At 60.0% G+C, this 23,387-nt stretch carries 17 protein-coding genes and 1 pseudogene; 11 read left to right on the forward strand and 7 right to left on the reverse strand.

Annotated features, from left to right (window positions below; all coding sequences use genetic code 11):
- Positions 1 to 127: 127 nt before the first annotated feature.
- Genes KHO23_RS20640 through KHO23_RS20650 form a run of 3 tightly spaced genes read left to right on the forward strand, consistent with a single transcriptional unit; the run spans position 128 to position 5,032 of the window.
- Positions 128 to 2,809, forward strand: a complete 2,682-nt coding sequence (locus KHO23_RS20640) for a type VI secretion system Vgr family protein (RefSeq protein ID WP_211613101.1) — start codon at positions 128 to 130, stop codon at positions 2,807 to 2,809.
- A gap of 2 nt (positions 2,810 to 2,811) precedes the next feature.
- The gene (locus KHO23_RS20645; RefSeq protein ID WP_211613102.1) at positions 2,812 to 4,224 is read left to right on the forward strand and encodes a hypothetical protein; all 1,413 of its coding nucleotides are present in this window, start codon (positions 2,812 to 2,814) and stop codon (positions 4,222 to 4,224) included.
- Between the two features lie 46 nt (positions 4,225 to 4,270).
- Positions 4,271 to 5,032, forward strand: a complete 762-nt coding sequence (locus KHO23_RS20650; protein ID WP_236066933.1) for a hypothetical protein — start codon at positions 4,271 to 4,273, stop codon at positions 5,030 to 5,032.
- Positions 5,033 to 5,449: 417 nt separating this feature from the next.
- Here KHO23_RS20650 and KHO23_RS20655 read toward each other — a convergent pair.
- From KHO23_RS20655 to KHO23_RS20665, 3 genes and pseudogenes are all read right to left on the reverse strand, one after another.
- Positions 5,450 to 6,199 (reverse strand): annotated as a pseudogene (locus KHO23_RS20655) (DUF6396 domain-containing protein); the annotation flags it as partial.
- Between the two features lie 38 nt (positions 6,200 to 6,237).
- On the reverse strand, positions 6,238 to 7,917 hold the full coding sequence (locus KHO23_RS20660; RefSeq protein WP_211613104.1) for an ABC-F family ATP-binding cassette domain-containing protein: 1,680 nt from the start codon (positions 7,915 to 7,917) through the stop codon (positions 6,238 to 6,240).
- Between the two features lie 669 nt (positions 7,918 to 8,586).
- On the reverse strand, positions 8,587 to 9,453 hold the full coding sequence (locus tag KHO23_RS20665) for an AraC family transcriptional regulator (protein WP_211613105.1): 867 nt from the start codon (positions 9,451 to 9,453) through the stop codon (positions 8,587 to 8,589).
- A gap of 254 nt (positions 9,454 to 9,707) precedes the next feature.
- On the opposite strand from KHO23_RS20665, the gene eat reads away from it, so the two are divergent.
- Genes eat through eutC form a run of 3 tightly spaced genes read left to right on the forward strand, consistent with a single transcriptional unit; the run spans position 9,708 to position 13,336 of the window.
- Positions 9,708 to 11,111, forward strand: a complete 1,404-nt coding sequence (gene eat, locus KHO23_RS20670; RefSeq protein WP_211613106.1) for an ethanolamine permease — start codon at positions 9,708 to 9,710, stop codon at positions 11,109 to 11,111.
- Between the two features lie 48 nt (positions 11,112 to 11,159).
- Positions 11,160 to 12,554, forward strand: a complete 1,395-nt coding sequence (locus KHO23_RS20675) for an ethanolamine ammonia-lyase subunit EutB (RefSeq protein ID WP_211613107.1) — start codon at positions 11,160 to 11,162, stop codon at positions 12,552 to 12,554.
- A complete protein-coding gene (eutC, locus tag KHO23_RS20680) occupies positions 12,551 to 13,336 on the forward strand; it encodes an ethanolamine ammonia-lyase subunit EutC (protein ID WP_211613108.1) in 786 nt (261 codons plus the stop codon). Before KHO23_RS20675 ends, eutC begins: the two co-directional genes overlap by 4 nt.
- A 126-nt stretch (positions 13,337 to 13,462) precedes the next feature.
- On the opposite strand, the gene KHO23_RS20685 is transcribed toward eutC, so the two are convergent.
- Together KHO23_RS20685 and adh are read right to left on the reverse strand one after the other, a co-directional pair.
- Positions 13,463 to 13,858 carry a DUF779 domain-containing protein gene (locus KHO23_RS20685; protein WP_211613109.1) on the reverse strand — a complete coding sequence of 132 codons (396 nt, stop codon included), beginning with the start codon at positions 13,856 to 13,858 and terminating at the stop codon, positions 13,463 to 13,465.
- Positions 13,859 to 13,922: 64 nt separating this feature from the next.
- Positions 13,923 to 15,443, reverse strand: a complete 1,521-nt coding sequence (adh, locus tag KHO23_RS20690; protein WP_211613110.1) for an aldehyde dehydrogenase — start codon at positions 15,441 to 15,443, stop codon at positions 13,923 to 13,925.
- A 326-nt stretch (positions 15,444 to 15,769) separates the two neighbouring features.
- Between adh and KHO23_RS20695 the strand changes: the two genes are divergently transcribed.
- Positions 15,770 to 16,813, forward strand: coding sequence for a helix-turn-helix domain-containing protein (locus KHO23_RS20695; protein WP_211613111.1), 1,044 nt, complete (start codon positions 15,770 to 15,772; stop codon positions 16,811 to 16,813).
- Between the two features lie 2 nt (positions 16,814 to 16,815).
- On the opposite strand, the gene KHO23_RS20700 is transcribed toward KHO23_RS20695, so the two are convergent.
- Positions 16,816 to 17,133 (reverse strand): double zinc ribbon domain-containing protein, encoded by a 318-nt coding sequence (locus KHO23_RS20700; RefSeq protein ID WP_211613112.1) that lies wholly within the window; start codon positions 17,131 to 17,133, stop codon positions 16,816 to 16,818.
- Positions 17,134 to 17,180: 47 nt separating this feature from the next.
- Positions 17,181 to 19,628 carry a heavy metal translocating P-type ATPase gene (locus tag KHO23_RS20705; RefSeq protein WP_211613113.1) on the reverse strand — a complete coding sequence of 816 codons (2,448 nt, stop codon included), beginning with the start codon at positions 19,626 to 19,628 and terminating at the stop codon, positions 17,181 to 17,183.
- An 80-nt stretch (positions 19,629 to 19,708) separates the two neighbouring features.
- On the opposite strand from KHO23_RS20705, the gene cadR reads away from it, so the two are divergent.
- The 4 genes from cadR (at position 19,709) to KHO23_RS20725 (ending at position 23,383) form a co-directional block, all read left to right on the forward strand.
- The gene (cadR, locus tag KHO23_RS20710) at positions 19,709 to 20,140 is read left to right on the forward strand and encodes a Cd(II)/Pb(II)-responsive transcriptional regulator (RefSeq protein ID WP_211613114.1); all 432 of its coding nucleotides are present in this window, start codon (positions 19,709 to 19,711) and stop codon (positions 20,138 to 20,140) included.
- Positions 20,141 to 20,251: 111 nt separating this feature from the next.
- On the forward strand, positions 20,252 to 20,452 hold the full coding sequence (locus tag KHO23_RS20715) for a hypothetical protein (protein WP_028197690.1): 201 nt from the start codon (positions 20,252 to 20,254) through the stop codon (positions 20,450 to 20,452).
- Positions 20,453 to 20,496: 44 nt separating this feature from the next.
- Positions 20,497 to 21,900: an ATP-dependent RNA helicase DbpA gene (gene dbpA, locus KHO23_RS20720; protein WP_211613115.1), complete on the forward strand. Its 1,404-nt coding sequence runs from the start codon at positions 20,497 to 20,499 to the stop codon at positions 21,898 to 21,900.
- Positions 21,901 to 22,228: 328 nt separating this feature from the next.
- Positions 22,229 to 23,383 (forward strand): pyridoxal phosphate-dependent aminotransferase, encoded by a 1,155-nt coding sequence (locus KHO23_RS20725; RefSeq protein WP_211613116.1) that lies wholly within the window; start codon positions 22,229 to 22,231, stop codon positions 23,381 to 23,383.
- Positions 23,384 to 23,387: the final 4 nt, after the last annotated feature.

Genomic DNA, 23,387 nt, shown 5'->3' on the forward strand with positions numbered 1-23,387 from the left:
ATCAATAAAAAGCGAAACAAATTCCTATTTAACACTTGTTTCTGTTGAATCGATTGCAGTAAACGTCTGATCTTTTGTATTATCGCGCGATAGCGCGGGGGCGCGAATTGCATAAATAAGAGGCGGTATGGGAGCGCAGGACATAATCGCGGCAATCAAGGGGGGGCTGGCGCAAAGCGATCGCCTGCTGAAACTCGATACGCCACTGGGCGCTAATGTCCTTCTGCCACAAAGGCTGGTGGGGCATTCCAGGCTCGGCCGGGACTACGAATTCACGCTGGACGCCGTTTCCACGAATGACAACGTCGAACTCAAAACACTGATCGCTCAGCCCGTCACGCTTTGGACGCAGCAAACCGACCAGTCCTACGCCCCGCATCACGGTTATGTCCACACCGCCCGTCGGTTGGGCTCGGACAGCGCAATAACCAGCTATCAGATCGGTTTTGTCTCCTGGATGCACTTTCTGCGCTTCAGAAAAGATGCGCGCATCTGGCAGGATAAAGCGGTAGATGAAATTCTCACCGACGTATTCAATATGCATCCCCAGGCGCAGGGTGCATTCCGTTTCTCATTGCGCAATACGTTGCCGCAGCGTTCGTTCTGCGTCCAATGCGAAGACGACTGGAATTTCTGTCATCGACTGATGGAAACGGAAGGGCTCTTCGGCTATTTCGAACAGGCCGCCGATGGCAAATCGCACACGCTGGTGATCACCGACGATATCGGCAGCCTGCAACCGCTTTCGCCACAAACCGTCGACTTCTACCGTTCGGGCACGAACAGCGAAACCGATGCCTTCGTGCAGTGGAGCGGCACGCGCACGCTGCAAAGCACTACGCTCACCACGCGGACATTCGACTATAAGTCGCCGGCGTCGTCTGCCAATCCCAAGGGCACGACGATCCCGACAATGACCACGCAGGGCAACCTGCCGCAGCAGGCCGAAGTGTATGAGTACACGGGCGCGTATACGTACGGACAGCAGGACCGCGGCGACCATCTCTCGAAGGTGAGGATGGAAGAGTGGGAGTCGCGGGCGAAGCGTTTCCACGGCGTAGGCGCGGTCCGTCGCATCGACGCAGGCCGCTGGTTCGAGCTGCAAAACCACCCGGAGCACGACGCTGGCAGTCAGCAGGACCGGCAGTTTGCTGTGATCGACGTCGAATGGGTCGTCGAGAACAACCTGCCTGTCTCGGGTGGCACAACAGATTTCCCGCATAGTCTCAAGCAGACGATTACCACGGCGCGGGCTCAGCATGGAGCCGACCGGACGCTCGTCGTTAAAGGTAGCGACGGCAGTGAAGGCTTCTTCATGGCGACGGTCGAAGCGCAGCGCAAGGCCATCCCGTTCCGGAGTCCACTTGAGCATCAGAAGCCCGAGATGCACATGCAGACGGCGACCGTGGTGGGTCCGGCGAACGAGGAAGTCTTCACGGATTCGCTGAACCGCGTCAAGGTGCAGATGCACTGGGATCGCCTGAACCCCGGCGATGAGAACGCGTCGTGCTGGATGCGCGTTGCGCAATCGCATGCTGGTGGCGGGCATGGCGGCGTACACGTACCGCGCATCGGCGAAGAAGTCATTGTGTCGTTCCTCGACGGCGACTGCGACAAGCCGCTCGTCACCGGCCGCGTCTATAACGGTGCGAAGACTCCCGACTGGCATTCGAATGGGATCCTGTCGGGATATAAGTCGAAGGAATACCAGGGCCGCGGCTACAACCAGATGGTGATGGACGATGCCACCGGCCAGAACCGGGTGCAGCTCTACAGCACGAGCGCAGACTCCCAACTGCATCTTGGATATCTGATCGCGCAAGCAGGCAACTCGCGCGGCGCCTATCTCGGCAGCGGCTTCGATCTGAAGTCCGATGCGTATGGTGCGGTCCGGGCGGGGCAAGGCTTGTATGTGTCGACGCATCCAACGACCGGGACATCAAGCCAGCCTCTCGACGTCCGTGACGCGAGTAATCAGTTGGTCAATTCGGAAAGCGTGATCGAAGCGCTAAGCCAGGCAAGCGAAACCCATCAGGCAGAAAGCCTGAAAGACGGTCACGACTCGCTCAAAACTTTTACCGATGCGACACAGAGCAGCGTAGCGGGCGCAACAGGTAGCGGTGGCAATACCGCAGGCGGCGGCACTGGCAATGCCAACGGCTTCAAGGAGCCGATCATGCTGTTCGCGACGCCATCGGGCATCGGGATGTCGACACAACGGTCAGCACACGTCGCCGCGACTGAGCATGTCAACTTCGTCAGCGGCCAGAGCACGCACATTGCGACAGGCAAGTCGCTGCTCGTGAGCGTTGCCGAAAAGATCAGCCTGTTCGCACAGAACGCGGGTATGAAGCTTTTCGCCGCGAAAGGAAAAGTCGAAATCCAGGCGCAAGGCGACAACCTTGAAATCACGGCTCAGAAGACGCTGAAGTTGCTCTCCGCGACGGAGAGGATCGATGCGGCTGCCAAGCAGGAAATCCTTCTCACGGCAGGTGGCGCGTACGTGCGCATATCCGGCGGCAACATCGAGATTCATGCGCCGGGAAAGATCGATATCAAAGGCAGCCAACACTCCTTTGCCGGCCCAACGAGCCTTGATCGAACCTACAACGCGGAAGGCAAGAAAGCCGACATGCGAATCCGCTACATGGACGCGGAGGGCAATGTGCCCGAAGGTGAGCCGATCAAGCTCGCATCGGAGGATGGCGCGTTGCATAACGTCGTTCTCGATGGCGAGGGCAAGGGTGAACTGAAGGGCATCGATTTCGGCAAATTCGTTGCAGACCAAGTCAAGCGAAGCGGAGAATAATAATGGGCGACCGTCCCCTGATCCAACATACCGTATGCATCGATTTACCGGGTGAGCCGGTCGAATGCTGGGCCGAGACTGATATTACGGTTCTGCTCCGCAAGCACCGCGACGTGATATTCGATATTCAGGTGAAGAAAGGCGCAACCTACACCGTCGAAGCAACCGAGGACTGGATCTACGACGTGGCCAAGAAGAAGCGCGTCAAGCAGGGGCAGTTCCAGGACGGCCAGCGCTACCACCTCTGGATCAGCAGAAATTTCAAAGGGCATCTGATACTCAAGCAGGACGGCAAGGTGTACCAGAACTATTCGATGCAGATGTTCGGTTTGACGAATACCGACTCATCGCCGAAAGCGAAGCCTGAGCCGATCATCATCGCGATCGGTACGAATCACGCCTCGCATCCACCAACCGCTTCTGCATCATCGAAGCCGACTGACGTAGCGCCGCTAATCACGTACCCGCAACCGCCGATCCCCGAGTATCTGCGCGCTGCACCGCCGTTTGATCCGCTGCGCGCGGACCAACTCTGGTCGTGTCCATTGCCGATCAAGTTGTCGCCTGGCACCACAGTTGAACCGATGCAGGAAGCGCATGTCTTCGAAGTCGACCAGAACTCGATTCCCAAGGAAGTCGTGGACACACTGGCTGCGGGCGGCGCCGAAGAAACGGCCATCGACCCTTACAAGATTGCGACACGTAACTGGCTAATAGGACAACTGGCTGGTGGGACGGCGTTTCTGAACGACAACAAGCAGTGGATTAATGAGCTTTGGGGAGAGAAGTTCAGATTGATGAAGATCGTTCACAAGAACGCTGGAGAAAAGACTTATGTTGTTTTCACCGGCAACCCGAGACTTCGCAAGTTGGTGACAGCCGCACGGTACGGTGTGAAGAACGAAAAGGTACTGACAATTGCCGGAGGAGCAGGCACGGCCGGGTCGGGCACGGCTGCTGCTTGGGAGGGGGCCAAAGGAGCATTCAAGAAAGCTGGCTTGATCGCTTTGATTTTTACCATCACGCTTGATACGGCTGAATGGCTGCGTGATTACCAGGAAATCGGCCCGGACGGAAAGAGAAAGAAGGATATCGCCGACCTGCTGGGCAAGATTGGGATCGACCTTGCGAAGGCGGGACTGAGTGCTGCGATTGCGTCCATGGCGGTCGGCGCGGCCGTGGCGCTATTCGCGGGATCCGTTGCACTGCCAGTAGCGGCAATCGTCTTGGGAACCATCGTTGTGGCGGTCGCGGTAGGCTATGGACTCGACTGGCTCGACAAGAAAACCCACACCACCGAGCATGTGACGTCATGGTTTCGATCGATCGGGGAGTCGATGAAGCACGCGGCCGAATATCTGGAAAAGTCGATGCCCAAAGACTATGATCAGTACCCCATGATGTATGTGCCGTGAGACGGCATCCACTGGAAAGCGAACCGAGATGCCACGATCGCAATTGATGACGAAACCCGAGACCGAACCGAAAGACGCAGTTTGGGAGATGACGAAGAAAGCCACGCCGGTGAACTTCATATTTCCCATACTGGGCGCTGGCGTGTCCTACGCGGCATATGCAGATGATCTTGCAGTATCCGGATGGCCATGGAAAATCGGACTACTTGTTACGTTGGTTTGCCTCTTTGTACCGCTTGCTGTCTCGATGATGTACCGCCGTTCGAACCTGCTGTGGGTATGCGGACTGATACTATCGATTGCGACATTTGCCACGTATTTCTTCTTCGGCATATTTGCCTACTTCTACTATTTCGTGTTTGCCCCTATGTCATCCGTTCTGCGTTGGCCGGGGCTACTGGGTGGGATCGTGTTGACGCTGTACTGGGTGATCATGTCGAGGCAAACGGTAATGTATACGATCACGAAAACCTCTTTCGTCAAACGGGCCTTTGAAGAGAGCGCATCTGACTTTCGTTATCGAAACCAAGCCGGAATGGCACTGTTCGAGCGGCTCAATAAAGAGCGCTCGCCGTTTCCAAAAATCTATTCTTATATCGTCTTCGGTATCGCGCCGTTCTATCTGATACTGGGTCGACTACTGTCGTCAAACTTCGGGGCGAACGGTGTGTTGTTCGCCCTGGCGGTGTTGGGCATGCCAGTGTCTCTCTGGTTTGTTGGCCTGCTCGTCCGTATCTATCTCGTGATGGTCAGCTTACCTAGAAAGCTGGAGAGAGAGCATCGCAAGCCTGTGTTGGTGGCCGATTAGGAGAACGGGGCATTCTACGCAAGGCGATGTCGCATTCATATCTTGGGACCAGGGGCTTTTGCCGAGCGTCATGGAAACTGAAGGTAGAAAACGACCTGCGAACCTTCAAAGTTAGACTTCGATAGAAGTCGAACCCTGAGAGTCGACCAGTCTCGGTGGCGGATTGCACTGACAGATGCAGAGATCGTCGCCCAGTGCTACCCGTCAATCGTCCAGTCCAGTCATCGCGAGGTGCGGCCTGTCGCACGGGATTTTTCAGGTCGAATGACGGCCTGAGCATGAGACGTCGTCGCCGTGCGCAATTGGCGCCCCTGCAATTCGAGTGCGGTTGATCAAGCGATGACAGTCCCGTTCGAAGTAGCGTTGCCACCGATCAGAATCAGAAATCGCTTCGTGCTGGGGTCTGTTCTTTGCCGGTCAGGCCTGGTCGCTGTAGGAGATCAACTGCCATTCAACCTGCGCGGTATGCTGTCGGGTTCCGATCCAGCGGTCTAGCAATACAACCTTTCGCGGCTCATGCACGACAACCGAGGGTAGCGTGTCTCCCTTCAGGAAGCGCCTCTGTGCGTCGTCAGTCTGACCCGCTTCGAGTTTCGCGCACCAGACGCCGTCTTCCGGACATTGCTCACCTGTGCGCGCGACAGTACCAAGTGGCACCTTTGCGGCGACATTTACCGGCTGCCCGTTCTGCGATGTCTTGCTCGAGGCTCCGGCCAGCGGCAGTCCCGTAGCCGGATCGAGATTCTTCTCCTTGCTCAGCTTGTCGATGAGTTCATCTGACGGCTTCTGCGGCGGTACGGCCGCCGCCCGCTCTTTCGCCCACTGGAATGTGCCATCCCAAGGCGGCAGTTTTGCTGGTGGCAGAGGCACGATCTTGTCGATGTCTGGGACCTTCGGATTTGGACCGTCGTTATCATTGATGAATTTGCCTATTTGCTCGTAGCGGCGCGTGCGTTCGGGGTCGTTTGGCAAGCCGACAAAATACAGCCGATCTGATGACGGCGGTCCTTTGAATCCGTTCTCCAAAAACGATGTTGACTGTGCATCTCCGCTCTCTACACCTTTCTGGAATACTTTTACGGAATCAGCCTCAAGCGCCCGATTTTTGAGGTTGATACCAAGTGTGCCTGCAGCTTCTCCGTTACCCTGATCGACCGCACATTGACGCCCTGGCAGTTTCCAAACTGGAACTGCCGGGGGTTAACTCAGGCGATGACCTTCTGCTCCCCGGCAGCCTGCTCGCGCATGCGACGGGCTTCGTCGCGCAGGAACTGCTGGTAATCGTCCAGATCGCCGTCGAAGGGCTCGACGCCACCCTTGGTGACAAGCCAGAACTCGTCACATACCGCGCGCAGCAGCGACCGGTCGTGACTGACCAGCATCACGGTGCCTTCGAATTCGTTGAGTGCCATGCCTAGCGCTTCGCGTGTGGCCAGGTCGAGGTGGTTGGTAGGCTCGTCGAGCAGCAGCAGGTTGGGGCGCTGCCACACGATCATGCACAACACGAGCCGCGCCTTTTCGCCGCCGCTCATCGTTCTGACCGCCTGGTGGACCATGTCGCCACTGAAGTTGAAGGTCCCGAGGAAGGTGCGAAGCGATTGTTCCGTGCCACTCTGGCCCGGGGCACGCATGCTCGCCGGCGTGTCCTTGGCAAGACGGATCATGTGTTCCATCGGCGTGTCGAGAGGACGCAGCACGTCGAGTTCCTGCTGTGCGAAGTAGCCGATGTTCAGGCCCTTGCCTTCGCTGATTTCGCCGGCAATCGGCGCCAGTTCGTGCGCCACCGTCTTCACCAGCGTGGATTTGCCTTGGCCGTTGGCACCGAGAATGCCTATGCGCTGCCCAGCCAGCACGGATCGGTTGATGCCCCGCACGATGACTGTGGGCGGCGTGTCCAGCGGTGCGTCGGCCGGTGCCGGGTAGCCGAAGCTCGCGTCCAGCATCGACAGCAGCGGGTTCGGGATGTTGAGCGGCTCCTTGAACTCGAAGGTGAACTCCGCGTCGGCAAGCACCGGTGCGATCTTCTCCATGCGTTCGAGCGCCTTGACCCGGCTCTGCGCCTGCTTCGCCTTCGAGGCCTTGGCCTTGAAGCGGTCGATGAACTTCTGGAGGTGGGCAATCTTGTCCGCCTGCCTCGCCACCGCGGCCTGCTGCAACAGGAGTTGCTCGGCGCGCATGTCTTCGAACTTGCTGTAGTTGCCGCCATAACGCACCAGCTTGGCGTTGTCGACGTGCACGGTCACCTGCGTCACTGCGTCGAGGAATTCGCGGTCGTGGCTGATAACGACCATGGTTCCTTCGTAGCGCTTGAGCCACGCTTCCAGCCAGACCAGCGCGTCGAGGTCGAGGTGATTGGTCGGTTCGTCGAGCAACAGCAAGTCGGACGGACACATGAGCGCGCGCGCCAACTGCAGTCGCATGCGCCAGCCGCCGGAGAAACTGTTGACCGGCTGGTTAAGCTGCGCTGTACTGAAGCCCAGGCCCTGGATCAGCGCCTGGGCACGTGCGGGGGCATCATGTGCACCGGCGTCGTGCAGGGCCATGTAGGCGTGCGCCATGCGCATGCCGTCGTCGCTGGCCTCTGCGGCGGTTACTTCGGCCTGCGCGGCCAGCAGTATGGTGTCACCCTCGACTACGAAGTCGGTCGCGCCCTGCTCGGTCTCCGGCATATCCTGCGCGACCTGGCCCATCTTCCATGCAGCGGGAATCGAGAACTCGCCGCCGTCTTCGTGCAGTGTGCCGTTGAGAAGGCCAAAAAAGGACGACTTGCCGGCGCCATTGCGGCCGACAAGGCCAATCTTTTCACCGGGGGCGAAGGTGACGGACGCGCCGTCGAGTACGACATTGACGCCGCGGCGCAGGGTGACATTACGGACGGAAATCATAAGAAGCTACTTCGGAGAGGATACGCATGATAGCCGACCGGACGTACAGGGCTGTCCCTTTTCCGGCCGCACGAGTGAAGAGCCGCTTGTGCTTTGCGGCGCCCAACGGCCGCAAAGCGAGGCGGGCACTGGCGCGCCGGGCGTTCCGGCTGCGGGCCAGCGAACAGACGGTGAGTGACGGCTCCTGGCCGGACAGAGACTGATGCAACACGGTTGCGATACGCCATTCGACCTGCCGCGATCCTCACCAGGCCCGGCACGACGAGCGTCACAGCGACACGCACAAACATTCACTTGTCGCCGGTTACAACAGGCTACCAAACGACCCGTAAAGAGCCGCCCACTTATCCACAGCCCCCTCTGGACAACTTTTGTAAAAACCACCTGACACGTTGTGGGCGAAACTTTGATAAACCCACGACCGCTCCTGGTCAGTCAAAAGTTTTCCCTGGCTCCTCCTCCCTGTCCGCCTACGCTCCGCAGGGTTATCGATTCCGCAGTCCCTTGATCCGTAAACGAAGATTCAAGTTATCCACAGCCAGGTGCGGTGCTTGTTAACTATTACTACGTATACATATACAAAGACTATAAAAACCAGAGAGGTGTTCGCAAACCACGCCGCGTAATCATGCACAAAGCAGGCAGAACAACCAGAACCAATCCAAACCCTCAAACCAACGGCAAACAAATCTCCGTCAGCAGCTCAGCAGGCGCAGTCTCCTTCGGGCTATTCAGATACTCCTCGAACACCGGCGCATCCGCAGCCTCACGCCCCGACTGTACGAGCCACGTCCCATACAACCACTCATACGCCGCCCGCATATCGCTATACGGTCCCTTGTGCCGCAGCACCGCATATTCACCGCCTTTCACATGCGCCACCGAAACCGGCGGACTCACCGTCACCGAAGCCTGAACAGGATGCGGCAACAGCACCCCAGCCTTCGACCGCAATTCATTCTCCGCAACAACACCCGGATCGTCGTAGTAAATCCCGATCATGCGCATCTGCGCCGCCAGCAAATTGTGTTTCGCCAACCAGCCGAACAACCCATCGAACGCCTTGCCGATCTGCATATACGGCCCAACGTGATCCATCGATAAAACTTCAATCGGCTCCACGTGACGAATCACCACTTCACGCATCGTCATTTGATCGTCTCCTGAAAGTGCCGGACGAAACCGGCTATGTGTACCTTGCTTGCGATACTGCGCCGGCGGAACGCCAAACGCAGCGCGGAAGGTGCGAGAGAAAGACTGCAAACTGCTATAACCCGAGCGCTCGGCAATCTCCGCGATCGGCATCGACCCATTCGCCAGATATCCCGCCGCGCGATGCAGCCGTAAGCGGCGCACGGTCGTTGCGACCGTCTCGCCATACATCGCCTGATAGATACGATGCCAGTGATACGGCGACATGCAGGCAATATCCGCTAAACGATCAATATCCAGCGGATCGTCGAGATGATCGTAAATATGGTCCAGTACGCGGCCGAGCCGAGATTCGTAGCGCGCCCGATTGTCCGATTGGTTCATGATTAAGGTGCCGACGCGGAGAAGAATGCCGAATGGATGCGAATCAAAGTATCACGTCCCCATTTACCAAATCCTGCGAATTTCGCATTTCGCACGCAATCGGAGTTAAGCGCCCACTGACACAAACGCCCCCGAACTTTGCCGAATTTCGATAACACCTCGAATAATGGCTCACTACCATCGACTGAAGCCTGTCCGCCCATGCACCGCAAAGCCTTGCGGCGTCGAGCAAGCGGCAACATCAGGAGCGCCCGATGAAATCAGAATCCAAAAGTCAGCACGTCGGTAAAGTCACGCATCACGAGTTGAAGCAGACCCTTGGCACGTGGCAACTGTGGGGGATCGCGGTCGGTCTGGTCATTTCCGGCGAGTATTTCGGCTGGAGCTATGGCTGGGCGAGCGCCGGCACGCTCGGCTTCGTCATCACGGCGGTTTTTATCGCGGCGATGTACACCACGTTCATTTTTAGTTTCACTGAACTCACCACGTCGATTCCGCATGCGGGCGGCCCGTTCGCCTACGCGCGCCACGCTTTTGGCCCGACCGGCGGCTATCTGGCGGGCGCGGCGACCTTAGTCGAATTCGTGTTTGCGCCGCCCGCCATTGCACTCGCGATCGGCGCCTATCTGCACGTGCAGTTTCCAGGTCTCGAGCCTAAACACGCGGCGATGGGCGCATATCTCGTCTTTATGGCGCTGAATATCGTCGGCGTGCAGATCGCCGCGGCCTTCGAGTTGTGCGTGACGCTGCTCGCGATCTTCGAATTGCTGGTGTTCATGGGTGTCGTATCGCCCGGCTTCCAGTGGTCGAATTTCACAAAAGGTGGCTGGTCCGGCGCGGATACCTTCAGCATGGGCTCGTTCCACGGCATGTTCGCCGCCATTCCGTTCGCCATCTGGTTTTTCCTCGCGATCGAAGGTGTGGCGATGGCCGCCGAAGAAGCGAAGAATCCGAAGCGTTCGATTCCGATCGCCTATGTCGCCGGCATTCTGACCTTGGTTGTGCTCGCCATCGGCGTGATGGTGTTCGCAGGCGCCGCCGGCGACTGGACCAAGCTGTCGAACATCAACGATCCGTTGCCGCAGGCCATGAAATTTATCGTCGGCGAACATAGCGGCTGGATGCATATGCTGGTGTGGCTCGGCCTGTTTGGGCTCGTCGCGTCGTTTCACGGCATCATCCTCGGCTATTCGCGGCAGATCTTCGCGCTGGCTCGCGCGGGTTATCTGCCGGAGTGGCTCTCCAAGGTGCATCCGCGCTTCAAGACGCCGCATCGCGCGATCATTGCGGGTGGCGTGGTCGGCATCGCCGCGATCTATAGCGACGAGCTGATCCAGTTCGGCGGTCAGACGCTGACGGCGAACATCGTGACGATGTCCGTATTTGGCGCTATCGTGATGTATATCATCAGCATGTTGTCGCTGTTCAAGCTGCGCCGCTCGGACCCGAACATGGAGCGCCCGTTCCGCGCGCCGCTGTTCCCGTTCTTTCCGGCGTTCGCGCTGGTGGCCGCGGTGATTTGTCTGGCTACGATGGTCTACTTCAATTTCCTGGTGGCTATCGTGTTCGCGATCTTCCTCGCGCTCGGCTACGTCTACTTCCTGTTGACACGCCATCAACGCGAAGCAGCGCCGTCGGACGCCTTGCTCGAAGAGTGACGTGACGGATCGAGCCGCTGCGCAAGCAGCGGCGATGGAGTCGTAAAGATGAGCTACACCGAGACAATCGGCAGCCGCACTTACCGTTTCGCCGACCTGAAAACGTTGATGGCGAAAGCCAGTCCGCAGCGTTCTGGCGACCAGCTCGCGGGCGTCGCGGCAGCGAGCGAGGAAGAGCGCGTCGCGGCCAAGATGGCGCTCGCGCAAGTGCCACTGCGCACGTTTCTCAACGAAGCGTTGATCCCGTACGAAAGCGACGAGGTTACGCGCCTTGTAATCGACGACCACTCGCCGCAAGCGTTCGCTGAGATCTCGCACCTCACGGTCGGTGATTTCCGCAACTGGTTGTTGAGCAACACGACCGATGCGGATGCACTCACGCGTATCACCGCCGGCCTCACGCCGGAGATGGTGGCGGCAGTCTCGAAGTTGATGCGCAATCAGGATCTGATCGCGGCGGCGCGCAAACGTCCGGTGATTACGCGCTTTCGCAATACGGTCGGTCTGCCCGGCCACATGTCGGTGCGTCTGCAACCGAATCATCCGACCGACGACGTAAAAGGCATCGCCGCATCCATGCTCGACGGCCTGATGTACGGCTGCGGCGACGCGATGATCGGCATCAATCCCGCCAGCGACAATCTCGCCGCAATCACCAAGCTGTTGCTGATGATCGACGAGTTCCGCCAACGCTATCAGGTGCCCACGCAATCGTGCGTGCTGACCCACGTCACCAACACAATCGCCGCGATCGAAAAAGGCGCGCCGGTCGATCTGGTGTTTCAGTCGATCGCAGGAACGGAGAAAGCGAATGCGGGTTTCGGTATTTCGCTTGCGCTATTGCAGGAAGCGTATGAAGCAGGGTTGTCGTTGAAACGCGGTACCGTCGGCAATAACCTGATGTATTTCGAAACCGGGCAGGGCAGTGCCTTGTCGGCCGACGCGCATTTCGGCGTCGATCAGCAGACCTGCGAAGTGCGCGCCTACGCAGTCGCGCGCAAGTTCAATCCGTTTCTGGTGAACACGGTGGTTGGTTTCATCGGGCCGGAGTATCTATACGACGGCAAGCAGATCACGCGCGCAGGTCTTGAAGATCATTTCTGCGGCAAGTTGCTTGGCGTGCCGATGGGCTGCGACATCTGCTATACGAATCACGCCGAAGCCGATCAGGACGACATGGATAACCTGCTCACGCTACTCGGCGTGGCGGGCATCAACTTCATCATGGGCATTCCCGGCGCAGACGATGTGATGCTCAACTATCAAAGCACGTCCTTCCACGACGCCCTTTACGTGCGCGACGTGCTCGGCCTGCGTCGAGCACCGGAATTCGAAGAATGGCTGGAGTCGATGCAGATCACCGACGCGCGTGGCGCGTTGCTGAGCGCGTCGACACAACAACCGCTGCTGGAAGGCGCGCGCGACTGGATGGGTATCGCATGAGCGACTTCCTCGAAAAGAATCCATGGAACGCGCTGCGGCAATTCACCAATGCGCGTATCGCGTTGGGGCGTGCGGGAAATAGTTTGCCGACGGCACCATTGCTGGCGTTCAACCTCTCGCACGCGCAGGCGCGCGACGCGGTACATCATCCGCTCGATGTGGACGTGCTGCACGAACAGTTGCGTGCGCAAAGTTTCAGTACGCTGGATGTGCATAGTGCCGCGCCTGATCGCGAGCATTATTTGCGGCGCCCTGATCTCGGCAGGCGTTTGAGCGATGAGAGCCGCGAAGCGCTCGGGCAACTCAAGGTCGACGCACCCGAGGTGGTTTTCGTCATCGCCGATGGCCTTTCCGCATTCGCTGCGTCGAAACAATCGATCCCGCTGCTGCAAGCCGTTTGCACAAAACTCACAGACTGGAAGATCGGCCCCGTAGTAGTAGCGCGCCAGGCTCGCGTCGCGCTCGGTGACGAGATCGGCGAACTGCTCAACGCCAAACTGGTGGTGATGCTGATCGGCGAGCGTCCAGGTTTGAGTTCGCCCGATAGCCTCGGGATCTATCTGACGTACGCGCCGAAAGTCGGCTGCAGCGATGCGCAACGCAACTGTATTTCGAACGTGCGTCCTGAAGGTCTGGACTATCCGGCGGCCGCGCACAAATTGCATTACCTGCTGACGCATGCAAGGCGCCTCGGTCTCACCGGTGTCGGCCTGAAGGACGATAGCGATGCCCTGCTGGCGAGTACGCCGATAATGCCGGCAGTCGGCGACGATTCAAATTAGACGCGCGCGGCTGGCGAGAAGGTGAGGGTAATGCCAGCAGCCGGCAGCGATTCAAGTTAGCGGTGCGCTGCTAATGAGCACGCCTACGGCCGGCGACAATCCAAAATCAGGCGTGACACAAAAGCGCTAAGCATCCGCCCGCTCCACCGGATGCGTTTCCAGCCACGCGTTCTCGTCGTCCTCGAACAGTCGCGAGCGCGTCAAGAACCGCAGCCCACTCGGCCGTTCCAGAGAAAACATCCCGCCATTTCCCGGCACCACGTCAATAATCAACTGCGTGTGCTGCCAGTATTCGAATTGCGATTCGCTCATGTAGAACGGCACGCCGGCAATCGCGCCAAGTTTCACATCGGACGAGCCGACCATGAACTCGCTCTGAGGGAACATCATCGGTGCGCTGCCGTCGCAGCATCCACCGGATTGGTGAAACAACACGGCCCCGTGTTCGGCGCGTAGTTTATCGATCAAATCGACCGCAGCAGGCGTGGCGATCACGCGGGCCACTTCCTTCTTATCAGCCATCACATGCCCTCGTTGAAAAAGAGCGAGCCGCGCAATGCGGCCCGCTCGGACAGGGTCGTTACGCTCAGAAGAAACCGAGCGGCTTATCGCTGTAGCTGACAAGCAGGTTCTTGGTTTGCTGATAATGGTCGAGCATCATCTTGTGATTTTCCCGGCCGATACCCGATTGCTTGTAGCCACCGAACGCAGCATGTGCCGGATACGCGTGATAGCAGTTGGTCCACACGCGGCCCGCCTGGATTTCCCGGCCGAAGCGATAGGCGCGCGTACCGTCGCGCGTCCATACACCTGCACCCAGACCGTAGAGCGTATCGTTAGCGATCTCGAGCGCTTCGTCTTCGTTCTTGAAGGTCGTCACCGAAACGACCGGTCCGAAGATTTCTTCCTGGAAGATCCGCATCTTGTTGTGGCCGCGGAATACGGTCGGCTTCACGTAGTAGCCTTTGCTCAGTTCGCCGCCGAGCGTATTGCGTTCACCGCCGATGAGACACTCAGCGCCTTCCTGTTTGCCGAGATCGACGTACGAGAGGATTTTTTCCAGTTGTTCCTGGGAGGCTTGTGCGCCGATCATCGTCTTCGTGTCGAGCGGATGGCCTTGCGTGATCGCGGCCACGCGCTTCAATGCGCGTTCCATGAAGCGGTCGTAAATCTTTTCGTCGATCAGCACACGCGACGGACACGTGCACACCTCGCCCTGATTCAGCGCGAACATCGTGAAGCCTTCGAGCGCCTTGTCGAAATAGCTGTCGTCCTCGTTCATCACGTCGGCGAAGAAAATGTTCGGGCTCTTGCCGCCGAGTTCGAGCGTCACCGGAATGATGTTCTGGCTCGCGTACTGCATGATCAGGCGGCCCGTCGTCGTCTCGCCGGTGAAAGCGATCTTGGCGATGCGCTTGCTCGACGCGAGCGGTTTGCCGGCTTCGAGGCCGAAACCGTTCACCACGTTCAGCACGCCCGGCGGCAGCAAATCATGGATCAGTTCGAGCAGCACGAGAATCGAAGCAGGCGTTTGCTCGGCCGGCTTCAACACGACGCAATTGCCGGCGGCCAGTGCAGGCGCGAGCTTCCACACCGCCATCAGGATCGGGAAATTCCACGGAATGATCTGGCCGACCACGCCGAGCGGCTCGTGAAAGTGATACGCGACGGTGTCGTGGTCGATCTCGGAGACCGAGCCTTCCTGCGCACGCACGGCGCCGGCGAAATAGCGGAAATGATCGATGGCTAGCGGGATATCCGCAGCCATGGTTTCGCGCAACGGCTTGCCGTTGTCGATCGTTTCAGCCACGGCGATGCGTTGCAGATTCGCTTCCATCCGGTCGGCGATACGGTTCAGGATATTCGCGCGATCGGTGGTCGAGGTTTTGCCCCACGCTGCCTTTGCACGATGCGCGGCGTCGAGCGCGAGTTCGATATCGGCTTCGCGTGAGCGCGGAATCGATGTGAACGCCTCACCGGTGATCGGCGAGACGTTGTCGAAGTACTCGCCGCCCACGGGCTTCACCCATTCGCCGCCGATAAAATTCGCATACTGCTTTTTGTACGGGAATTCGGTGGTCAGAAACTGCATCTCTGCGTGATTCATCTGTGTGCTCCTCACATGTTTGAATGGGCTATATTCGGCGCGATATTTCGCTTGGCCGCGAGAGGCTAGAGCCAGAACTGTGCCAGTGCACCGCGCTGGTGAACCGTGCACGCGCAGCAGGCACTCTCGCAAAGCATGCTGTGGGGGAGTGTTCACCTTGCCAGGGGATGAACGTCTAGTTTCTGAGCAGTGTGCGCAGCGCTGTTCACGAATTGAACAGTGCGCGAGCCCATGCCGCCGCAATCAAGGCAATGTATACGGCGAAGTCGTTCGGCATGAGAATTGCCTTCCGTTTCTCCTCAACACTCCGATTTCGTAGATCCGGTATGACGATTGAATTCCGAAGCGACAGCCTGACAGCACCGGCGCACGCGCAACAGCCGAGCTTTTGCGTGCAGACCTGCGTCGCCTACGATGCCGACGAGCAGGCGCGTAACCTCCACGGCTGGAACCAGACCTACGACCAACTGACCGCGGGTCGTTTTGTCGGCGGCCTGACGGAGTTGTGCCTCGACCACATGCAGGTATTCGTCGAAACGACCAGTCACACGCTGCGGCAAACCTGCGAAGTGCAGGAGGACGCCTACTGGTTCGGCATTCCGACTTGCCCCGAGGGTTCCGGCCGCATCGACTCACAGGTGATCGCGGCCGATGCGCTCGCATTTCGTCCGGGCGGGATCGAGTTCGAATTGCTGACCTCGGCGGGCTACGAGATTTTCGGTGTGGTGGTGAAGGGGGAGGTGCTGCGCCGATACGCCGCGGAAGTAGAGCGCGTTGGTCTGGCCGACCATTTGCCGAACAAGGAAGTCGTGTCGATCGGCACGGATCGTAAGGAGCGGCTGTGCGCCTCGCTGCGGCAGCTTCTCGACGACGGCGCGGCGAGCGGCAGGCCGCTGTCCTCGTTCGCACGCAACAATTTGCAGGCGTCGGTGCTGGCTTCGTTGTTCGACGTCGGCGCGTTACCGGCCGATGGACAGGTTGAAATGCCCACACGTGGGCGGCGTCAGTCGATCGTGTCGGAAGCGCGCGAGTATGTGCTGGCCCATCGCGACCGCGCGATCAGCGTGCCGGAGTTGTGCGAGCGCTTGCATGTGAGCCGTCGCACGTTGCAATACTGCTTTCAGGATGTGCTCGGCATGGCGCCCGCCACCTATCTGCGGGCGATTCGCCTGAACGGCGCGCGACGCGATCTCTGCAATGCGTCGCGCGAAGCGCGTTCGGTTCAGGATGTGGCCGCGGCGTGGGGCTTTTGGCATCTGAGCCAGTTCGCGACCGATTACCGGAAGCTGTTTGGCATGCGGCCTTCCGATACGTTAAAGGCCGCGCTTGGCGCTCATCAAGTAACGGGCGACCGTTCGTTCGCTCACTAGCGCTACGCAGCCGTTCCGCATTGCTGGCAAAAACGCGCGCCAGCCGGCAGCAAGGCTTGACACCCTTTGCATGCGGCAGGCGCCAGTGACGTGCCGCATTGCTGACAGAAGCGGGCACCTGACGCGTTGACGGCCGGGCAGCCCGGGCAGGCTACGCCGCTCGCCGCTGTCGATGCGGGCGGCGGTCTGCGACCGTTACCGTTGTCCCACGAGCCGTGGCCGCCTCCGCGCCCCCAGCCACCATATCCGCCACTGCGCTGCCCGCTACCATGGTGACCGTTGCCGTGATGCCCGCTGAACATCTTTTCCCAGAATCCCATGTCGATCTCCGTTGTCCAGCATTTGAAGCGGACCGGCTGCTGCGCGCTTATTTGCGCAGTAGCCGCAAGCCGTTCGCCACCACCAGCAGACTTGCACCGACATCGGCGAACACCGCCATCCACATCGTGCCCAGACCGATTACCGTCAGCACGAGGAAGACGCTCTTGATGCCCAGCGCTAGCGTGATGTTCTGCACCAGCACCGAATGCGTCGCCTTCGACAGGCGGATGAACTGCGGAATCTTGCGCAAATCGTCGTCCATCAAGGCGACGTCGGCGGTTTCGATCGCGGTGTCGGTGCCCATCGCACCCATCGCGAAGCCGATATCGGCGCGCGCCAGCGCAGGGGCGTCGTTGATGCCGTCGCCGACCATGCCGACCGTCGCACCGTCGTTCGACCAGCCGTCCACTGCGTTCAACTTATCTTCAGGCAACTGATTGCCGCGCGCTTCGACGATGCCGACTTGCTGCGCGATCGCGGCAGCGGTGTGCGGGTTGTCGCCGGTGAGCATGGCGGCGCGCACGCCGAGGCGCTGCAAATCGGCGATGGCGGCGCGGCTCGTGTCCTTCACCGTATCCGCGACGGCGAACAGCGCCAGCACGCGTTCGGCATCCACCAGCATCACGACGGTTTTGCCTTGCCCCTCGAGCACATCCAGCCGCGCTTCGAGCGAAGCCGAGCAGCGTCCGAGCTCTTCGACCATCCGATGATTGCCGAGCCAATATGGCAAGCCGTCGATTTCGCCGCGTACGCCGCGTCCCGGCAAGGCCTCGAATACATCGACCGTGACACCAGCGATGCTTTCACTTTTCGCCGCTGCCGCAATCGCCATCGACACCGGATGATCCGAGCGGCCCGCAAGGCTCGCAGCGAGTGTCCTGCAACGAACGACGTCGACGTCGGCCAGCGTCTCGAGCTCGGTTTGCACGGGCTTGCCGTGCGTGATCGTGCCGGTTTTGTCGAGCGCGAGCCAGCTCAGCTTGCGACCCTGTTCAAGGTAGGCGCCGCCCTTGATCAGGATGCCCTTGCGGGCGGCAGCAGCGAGACCGCTGACGATCGTCACCGGCGTCGAGATCACCAGCGCGCACGGACAGGCGATCACCAGCATCACCAGCGCCTTGTAGACCCATTCGTGCCACTGTCCGCCGAACAGCAGCGGCGGCAACACCGCCACTGCGAGTGCGGCGGCAAAGACGATCGGCGTATAGACCCGCGCAAACTGATCGACGAAACGCTGGGTCGGCGCTTTGGTGCCTTGCGCTTCTTCGACCGCGTGGATGATGCGCGCGAGCGTCGTATTGCTAGCTGCGGCCGTGACGCGATAGTCGAATGAACCGGCCTGGTTGATCGTGCCGGCGAACACCGCGTCGCCCACGGTCTTGTCGACCGGCAGGCTTTCGCCGGTGATCGGCGCCTGATCCACGCTCGAGCGGCCTGAGACGATTTCGCCGTCGAGCGCGATTCGTTCACCCGGCTTTACGCGCACTACCGCGCCGAGCGTGATTGCCTTGAGGTCCATGAGTTGCCAACTTCCGTCCGCTTGCTGCACGCTCGCCTGTTCGGGCGTGAGTTGCATCAAGCCCTGAATGGCATTGCGGGCGCGGTCGAGCGACTTTGCTTCGATCAGTTCGGCAATCGTGAAGAGCACCATCACCATGGCCGCTTCCGGCCACTGCTGCAGGACCAGCGCGCCGGTGACTGCAATGCTCATCAGCGCGTTGATGTTGAGATTGCCGTTGCGGATCGCGAGCCAGCCCTTTCTGTAGGTTGTGAGGCCGCAGGCGGCGATCGCGAGGATCGCCAGACCCGCTGCCAGCCAAATGGGAGCGCCAAGCCAGCCAGCGGCCTCTGAGCCCACCGCAGCAATGCCTGCGAGCGCCAGCGGCCACCACGGCTTGGGCGGCACGCTGGGTGTGCTCGCGGACGTGGCGCCGTTGCCGGCGTCTGCCAGTTCCGGCGTGAAGTCGAGCGAACGGATCGCGGCGAGGATCGGGTCGAGGGCATCTGGCGCGTGCACGACGGTCAACACGCGCTGCATCAGATTGAAGTCCATGCTTCGCACGTACGGCATGCGGCTGAATTTCTTGCGGATCAGCGCTTCTTCGGTCGGGCAATCCATCTGCATGATTCGGATCGCGGTCCGCACGTCGCTACCGACGGCTTCCGATTGCGGGAGCTTGATCGGCGCCGCTGCAGCGTGCGCCGTTCCGCAACAGCCTGCCTCGGCGTGGCCGTGGGCAGGGGCATGGCTATGGGCACGGCTGTGGGTGTGGCCGTGATCGTGGTCGTGCGCTTCGTGCCCATGGCTGCAGCTTTCACCGTGCCCATGAGCGCCTTCCTGAACACGCGGCTGGTGCCCATGACCGCAGCTTTCGCCATGCCCATGAAGGTCCGCGTCATTGTCGGCATGCTTGTGGGCATGCCCTTCATGCCCATGGGTACAGGCTTTGGCCTGTTCCGGGCGGTCCGCTTCGGCGAGATTGGCGTGAGGCATGGGTGGCTTCCTGGTTCGATTTGTGGTCTAGTAAACACCTTGAAGCCACTACAAGGTCAAGGCCGCAATCCGGAGGGTCCATGAAAATTGGCGAACTGGCGAAAATCGCCCATTGCACGACCGAAACCATCCGTTTCTACGAAAAAGAGGGCCTGTTGCCCGAAGCGGAGCGCACCGAGGCCAATTACCGCAGCTATTCGGCGAGGCACGTCGAACGCCTGCGCTTCATCCGCAACTGCCGCGCGCTCGATATGACCCACGACGAAATCCGTGCGTTGCTGCGTCTGACAGACGCACCGGCGGACGGCTGCGGCGGCATCAATGACCTGATCGACGAGCACATTGCGCACGTCGACACGCGCATCGACGAATTGAAGCAACTGAAAGTGCAATTGACCACGCTGCGCGAGCAGTGTCACGGCGAGCAGGCCGTTGAAGACTGCGGCATCGTCCAGGGCCTCACCGAAATGGACGTGAGCGCAGCGCGTGCGCGACATACGCATCTGGGTTGACGCGTTCCGCCCCCATTGAAGGCGGCGCCGATCGCGGTAGTGATGGCATTTACGGCTGCGCCGCGCCAATGGCGCACCCAATCAACAATCGAATCCAGTTGGAGAATCAACGTGTTTACCTGTAGAAACCAGCCCTGCGGCGAGCAGTGGGAAATGTCGGACGTCGTCATCAAGAATGAAGGGCAGGGGCTCCTGTTCCGTTGCCCGATGTGCGGCGCGCGCAATTACGTCGAACGTTTCGACGGGGAAGATGGCTCAGTGCTGTATGAGCAGATCGAAGGCCGCCCCGCCACCGGCCCCATGGCCGAATAGTCCCTGGCCTTCAGCCTCTTCAGTCGACAGCGAGCTACCACCCTATGAACACCCCCACTCAAGCCGGCGCGCCGTTTAGCCAGCTACCGCTACCGCCCGCTACGCTCGCCAACCTGACGCAGCTCGGTTATGTCGAGATGACGCCGATTCAGGCCGCGAGCCTGCCTATCGCGCTGGCCGGCAACGATCTGATCGCCCAGGCGAAAACCGGCAGCGGCAAGACCGCGGCGTTTTCGCTGGCGCTGCTCAACCGCCTCGACGTGCGCAACTTCGCCGTGCAGGCGATGGTGCTGTGCCCGACGCGCGAACTCGCCGACCAGGTCACGCAGGAAATTCGCCGTCTGGCGCGCGCCGAAGAGAACATCAAGGTGCTGACGCTGTGCGGCGGCACGCCGATGCGTCCGCAAACGGCCAGCCTCGAACACGGTGCGCATATCGTGGTCGGCACGCCGGGCCGGATCATGGATCACCTCGAGCGCGGCAGCCTGCCGTTGCAGTCGCTCAACACGCTGGTGCTCGACGAAGCCGACCGCATGCTCGACATGGGTTTCTTCGACGATATCGCGACCGTTGTGAAGCAATGCCCGAAAGAGCGGCAAACGTTGCTGTTTTCCGCGACGTACCCCGAAGGCATCGCCAAACTCAGCCAGCAATTCCTGCGTAATCCGAAGGAAGTGAAGCTTGCCGAGCGGCACGACGACACCAAGATCCGTCAGCGTTTCTATGAAGTCACCGAAGACCAGCGTCTGCACGCTGTCGGTCTGCTGCTGAATCACTATCGTCCGGTGAGCACGCTGGCGTTTTGCAACACCAAGCAACAATGCCGGGATCTGCTCGACGTGCTGCGCGCGCAGGGTTTTCATGCGCTCGCGCTGCACGGCGAACTCGATCAGCGCGAACGCGATCAGGTGCTGATCCAGTTTGCGAACCGCAGTTGCTCGGTGCTGGTTGCCACCGACGTTGCCTCGCGCGGTCTGGATATCGCCGAGCTCGAAGCGGTGATCAACGTCGACGTGACGCCGGACCCGGAAGTGCACGTGCACCGCATCGGCCGCACGGGTCGCGCCGATCAGGAAGGCTGGGCGCTCAGTCTCGCCAGCATGAACGAGATGGGTCGCGTGGGCAGTCTCGAACAGGCGCAAAAGCGTGAAGTCGAGTGGCACAAGCTCGCCGATCTCAAGCCGGCGAGCAACGAGCGGCTGCTGCCGCCAATGGAAACGCTGCAGATTCTCGGCGGCCGCAAGGAAAAGATCCGCCCCGGCGATGTGCTCGGTGCGCTGACCGGCGAAGCAGGTTTCGCCGGTTCGCAGATCGGCAAGATCAACGTGACCGAAATGTCGACCTATGTGGCGGTGGAGCGCAGCGTCGCGCGCGACGCATTGCGCAAGCTCAGCGCCGGCAAGGTGAAGGGCAAGAAGGTCAAGGTCCGCATGATGGACGACGCGTGATCGTCGATTAGTTTGCTCTTGACGGCTGCGACCGCCTGGTCGCAGCCGGGTTGGTCTGCAGCACCGCCGCGCATCACATTACGTCATACCTCCACTGTTTTACGCGCTCTCCGCGCGGCTGCATTTCTCCTGTTAAACCCCCGATTTCATTGCCTTCGCCCGCCCCAGCACGGCATTGCACGAGCCATGACATAAACGCATGCCGTGCATGACAAAGTTTCGATTGTGACCGTTCTTTGGCTGATGCCTAATCATCGAACCGGATGGGGCTGCCGCGCAATGGGCGGTCCGCGAATCCACTGCCGGATGGAGAAAGGGAGATAGCCTTATGCAGAGCGCCACGCAAGCCCGCTCGAAACTGCCTGACGTAGGCACGACGATTTTTACCGTGATCGGCCAGCTGGCCGCCCAACACGATGCGCTGAACCTGTCGCAAGGCGCGCCGAATTTCGCGCCCGACGCGAAACTGATCGACGGTGTCGCGCAAGCCATGCGCGCAGGTCATAACCAGTACGCGCCGATGGCCGGTATCGCCGCCCTGCGCGAAGCGCTCGCCAACAAGGTCGAGACGCTGTATGGCGTGCGCTACGACCCGTCGAGCGAAGTCACCGTGATCGCCAGCGCCAGTGAAGGCCTGTATTCGACGATCAGCGCGTTGGTGCATCCCGGCGATGAAGTAATTTACTTCGAGCCGTCATTCGACAGCTATGGCCCGATCGTCCGCCTGCAAGGCGCAACGCCGATTCCGATCAAACTGTCGCTGACCGACTTCCGCGTGAACTGGGACGAGGTCGCCGCCGCGATCACGCCAAAGACGCGCATGATCATCATCAACACGCCGCACAACCCGACCGCGACCGTGTTCAGCGAGGCCGACATCGCGCGACTGAAAGCCGTGACGCGCAACACCGATATCGTGATTCTTTCCGACGAAGTCTACGAACACGTGGTGTTCGACGGCGCCAAACATCAGAGCATGGCCTGCGACACCGAACTCGCGGAGCGCAGCGTGATCGTGTCGTCGTTCGGCAAGTCGTATCACGTCACGGGTTGGCGCGTCGGCTATTGCCTCGCGCCGGCCGCGCTCATGGACGAGATTCGCAAAGTCCATCAGTTCATGGTGTTTTCTGCCGATACGCCGATGCAGTACGCGTTTGCCGATGCACTGGCCAATCGCGAGAGCTATCTCGGCCTGTCCGCGTTCTATCAGAAGAAACGGGATTTGCTCGCCCATGCGCTGCGCGAGTCGCGCTTCGAATTGTTGCCGAGCGAAGGCAGCTTCTTCATGCTCGCGCGGTTTCGCGGCTTCTCCGAGGAAAGCGATAGCGATTTCGTGCTGCGCCTGATTCGCGATGCGCGTGTCGCGACGATTCCGCTGTCGGCGTTCTATACCGACGGCACGGATTCCGGCTTGATCCGGTTGAGCTTTTCGAAGGACGACGCGACCTTGATTGAAGGCGCGCGACGTTTGTGCGAAATTTGATTAT

It is taken from the genome of Paraburkholderia haematera, assembly GCF_905220975.1.
Lineage (GTDB): Bacteria > Pseudomonadota > Gammaproteobacteria > Burkholderiales > Burkholderiaceae > Paraburkholderia > Paraburkholderia haematera.

Excerpts from the sequence above, each read along its gene's own strand:
- KHO23_RS20640 (WP_211613101.1), top strand. The coding sequence starts at position 128 with ATGGGAGCGCAGGACATAATCGCGGCAATCAAGGGGGGGCTGGCGCAA.
- KHO23_RS20645 (WP_211613102.1), top strand. The coding sequence starts at position 2,812 with ATGGGCGACCGTCCCCTGATCCAACATACCGTATGCATCGATTTACCG.
- KHO23_RS20650 (WP_236066933.1), top strand. The coding sequence starts at position 4,271 with ATGACGAAACCCGAGACCGAACCGAAAGACGCAGTTTGGGAGATGACG.
- KHO23_RS20660 (WP_211613104.1), bottom strand. The coding sequence starts at position 7,917 with ATGATTTCCGTCCGTAATGTCACCCTGCGCCGCGGCGTCAATGTCGTA.
- KHO23_RS20665 (WP_211613105.1), bottom strand. The coding sequence starts at position 9,453 with ATGAACCAATCGGACAATCGGGCGCGCTACGAATCTCGGCTCGGCCGC.
- eat (WP_211613106.1), top strand. The coding sequence starts at position 9,708 with ATGAAATCAGAATCCAAAAGTCAGCACGTCGGTAAAGTCACGCATCAC.
- KHO23_RS20675 (WP_211613107.1), top strand. The coding sequence starts at position 11,160 with ATGAGCTACACCGAGACAATCGGCAGCCGCACTTACCGTTTCGCCGAC.
- eutC (WP_211613108.1), top strand. The coding sequence starts at position 12,551 with ATGAGCGACTTCCTCGAAAAGAATCCATGGAACGCGCTGCGGCAATTC.
- KHO23_RS20685 (WP_211613109.1), bottom strand. The coding sequence starts at position 13,858 with ATGGCTGATAAGAAGGAAGTGGCCCGCGTGATCGCCACGCCTGCTGCG.
- adh (WP_211613110.1), bottom strand. The coding sequence starts at position 15,443 with ATGAATCACGCAGAGATGCAGTTTCTGACCACCGAATTCCCGTACAAA.
- KHO23_RS20695 (WP_211613111.1), top strand. The coding sequence starts at position 15,770 with ATGACGATTGAATTCCGAAGCGACAGCCTGACAGCACCGGCGCACGCG.
- KHO23_RS20700 (WP_211613112.1), bottom strand. The coding sequence starts at position 17,133 with ATGGGATTCTGGGAAAAGATGTTCAGCGGGCATCACGGCAACGGTCAC.
- KHO23_RS20705 (WP_211613113.1), bottom strand. The coding sequence starts at position 19,628 with ATGCCTCACGCCAATCTCGCCGAAGCGGACCGCCCGGAACAGGCCAAA.
- cadR (WP_211613114.1), top strand. The coding sequence starts at position 19,709 with ATGAAAATTGGCGAACTGGCGAAAATCGCCCATTGCACGACCGAAACC.
- dbpA (WP_211613115.1), top strand. The coding sequence starts at position 20,497 with ATGAACACCCCCACTCAAGCCGGCGCGCCGTTTAGCCAGCTACCGCTA.
- KHO23_RS20725 (WP_211613116.1), top strand. The coding sequence starts at position 22,229 with ATGCAGAGCGCCACGCAAGCCCGCTCGAAACTGCCTGACGTAGGCACG.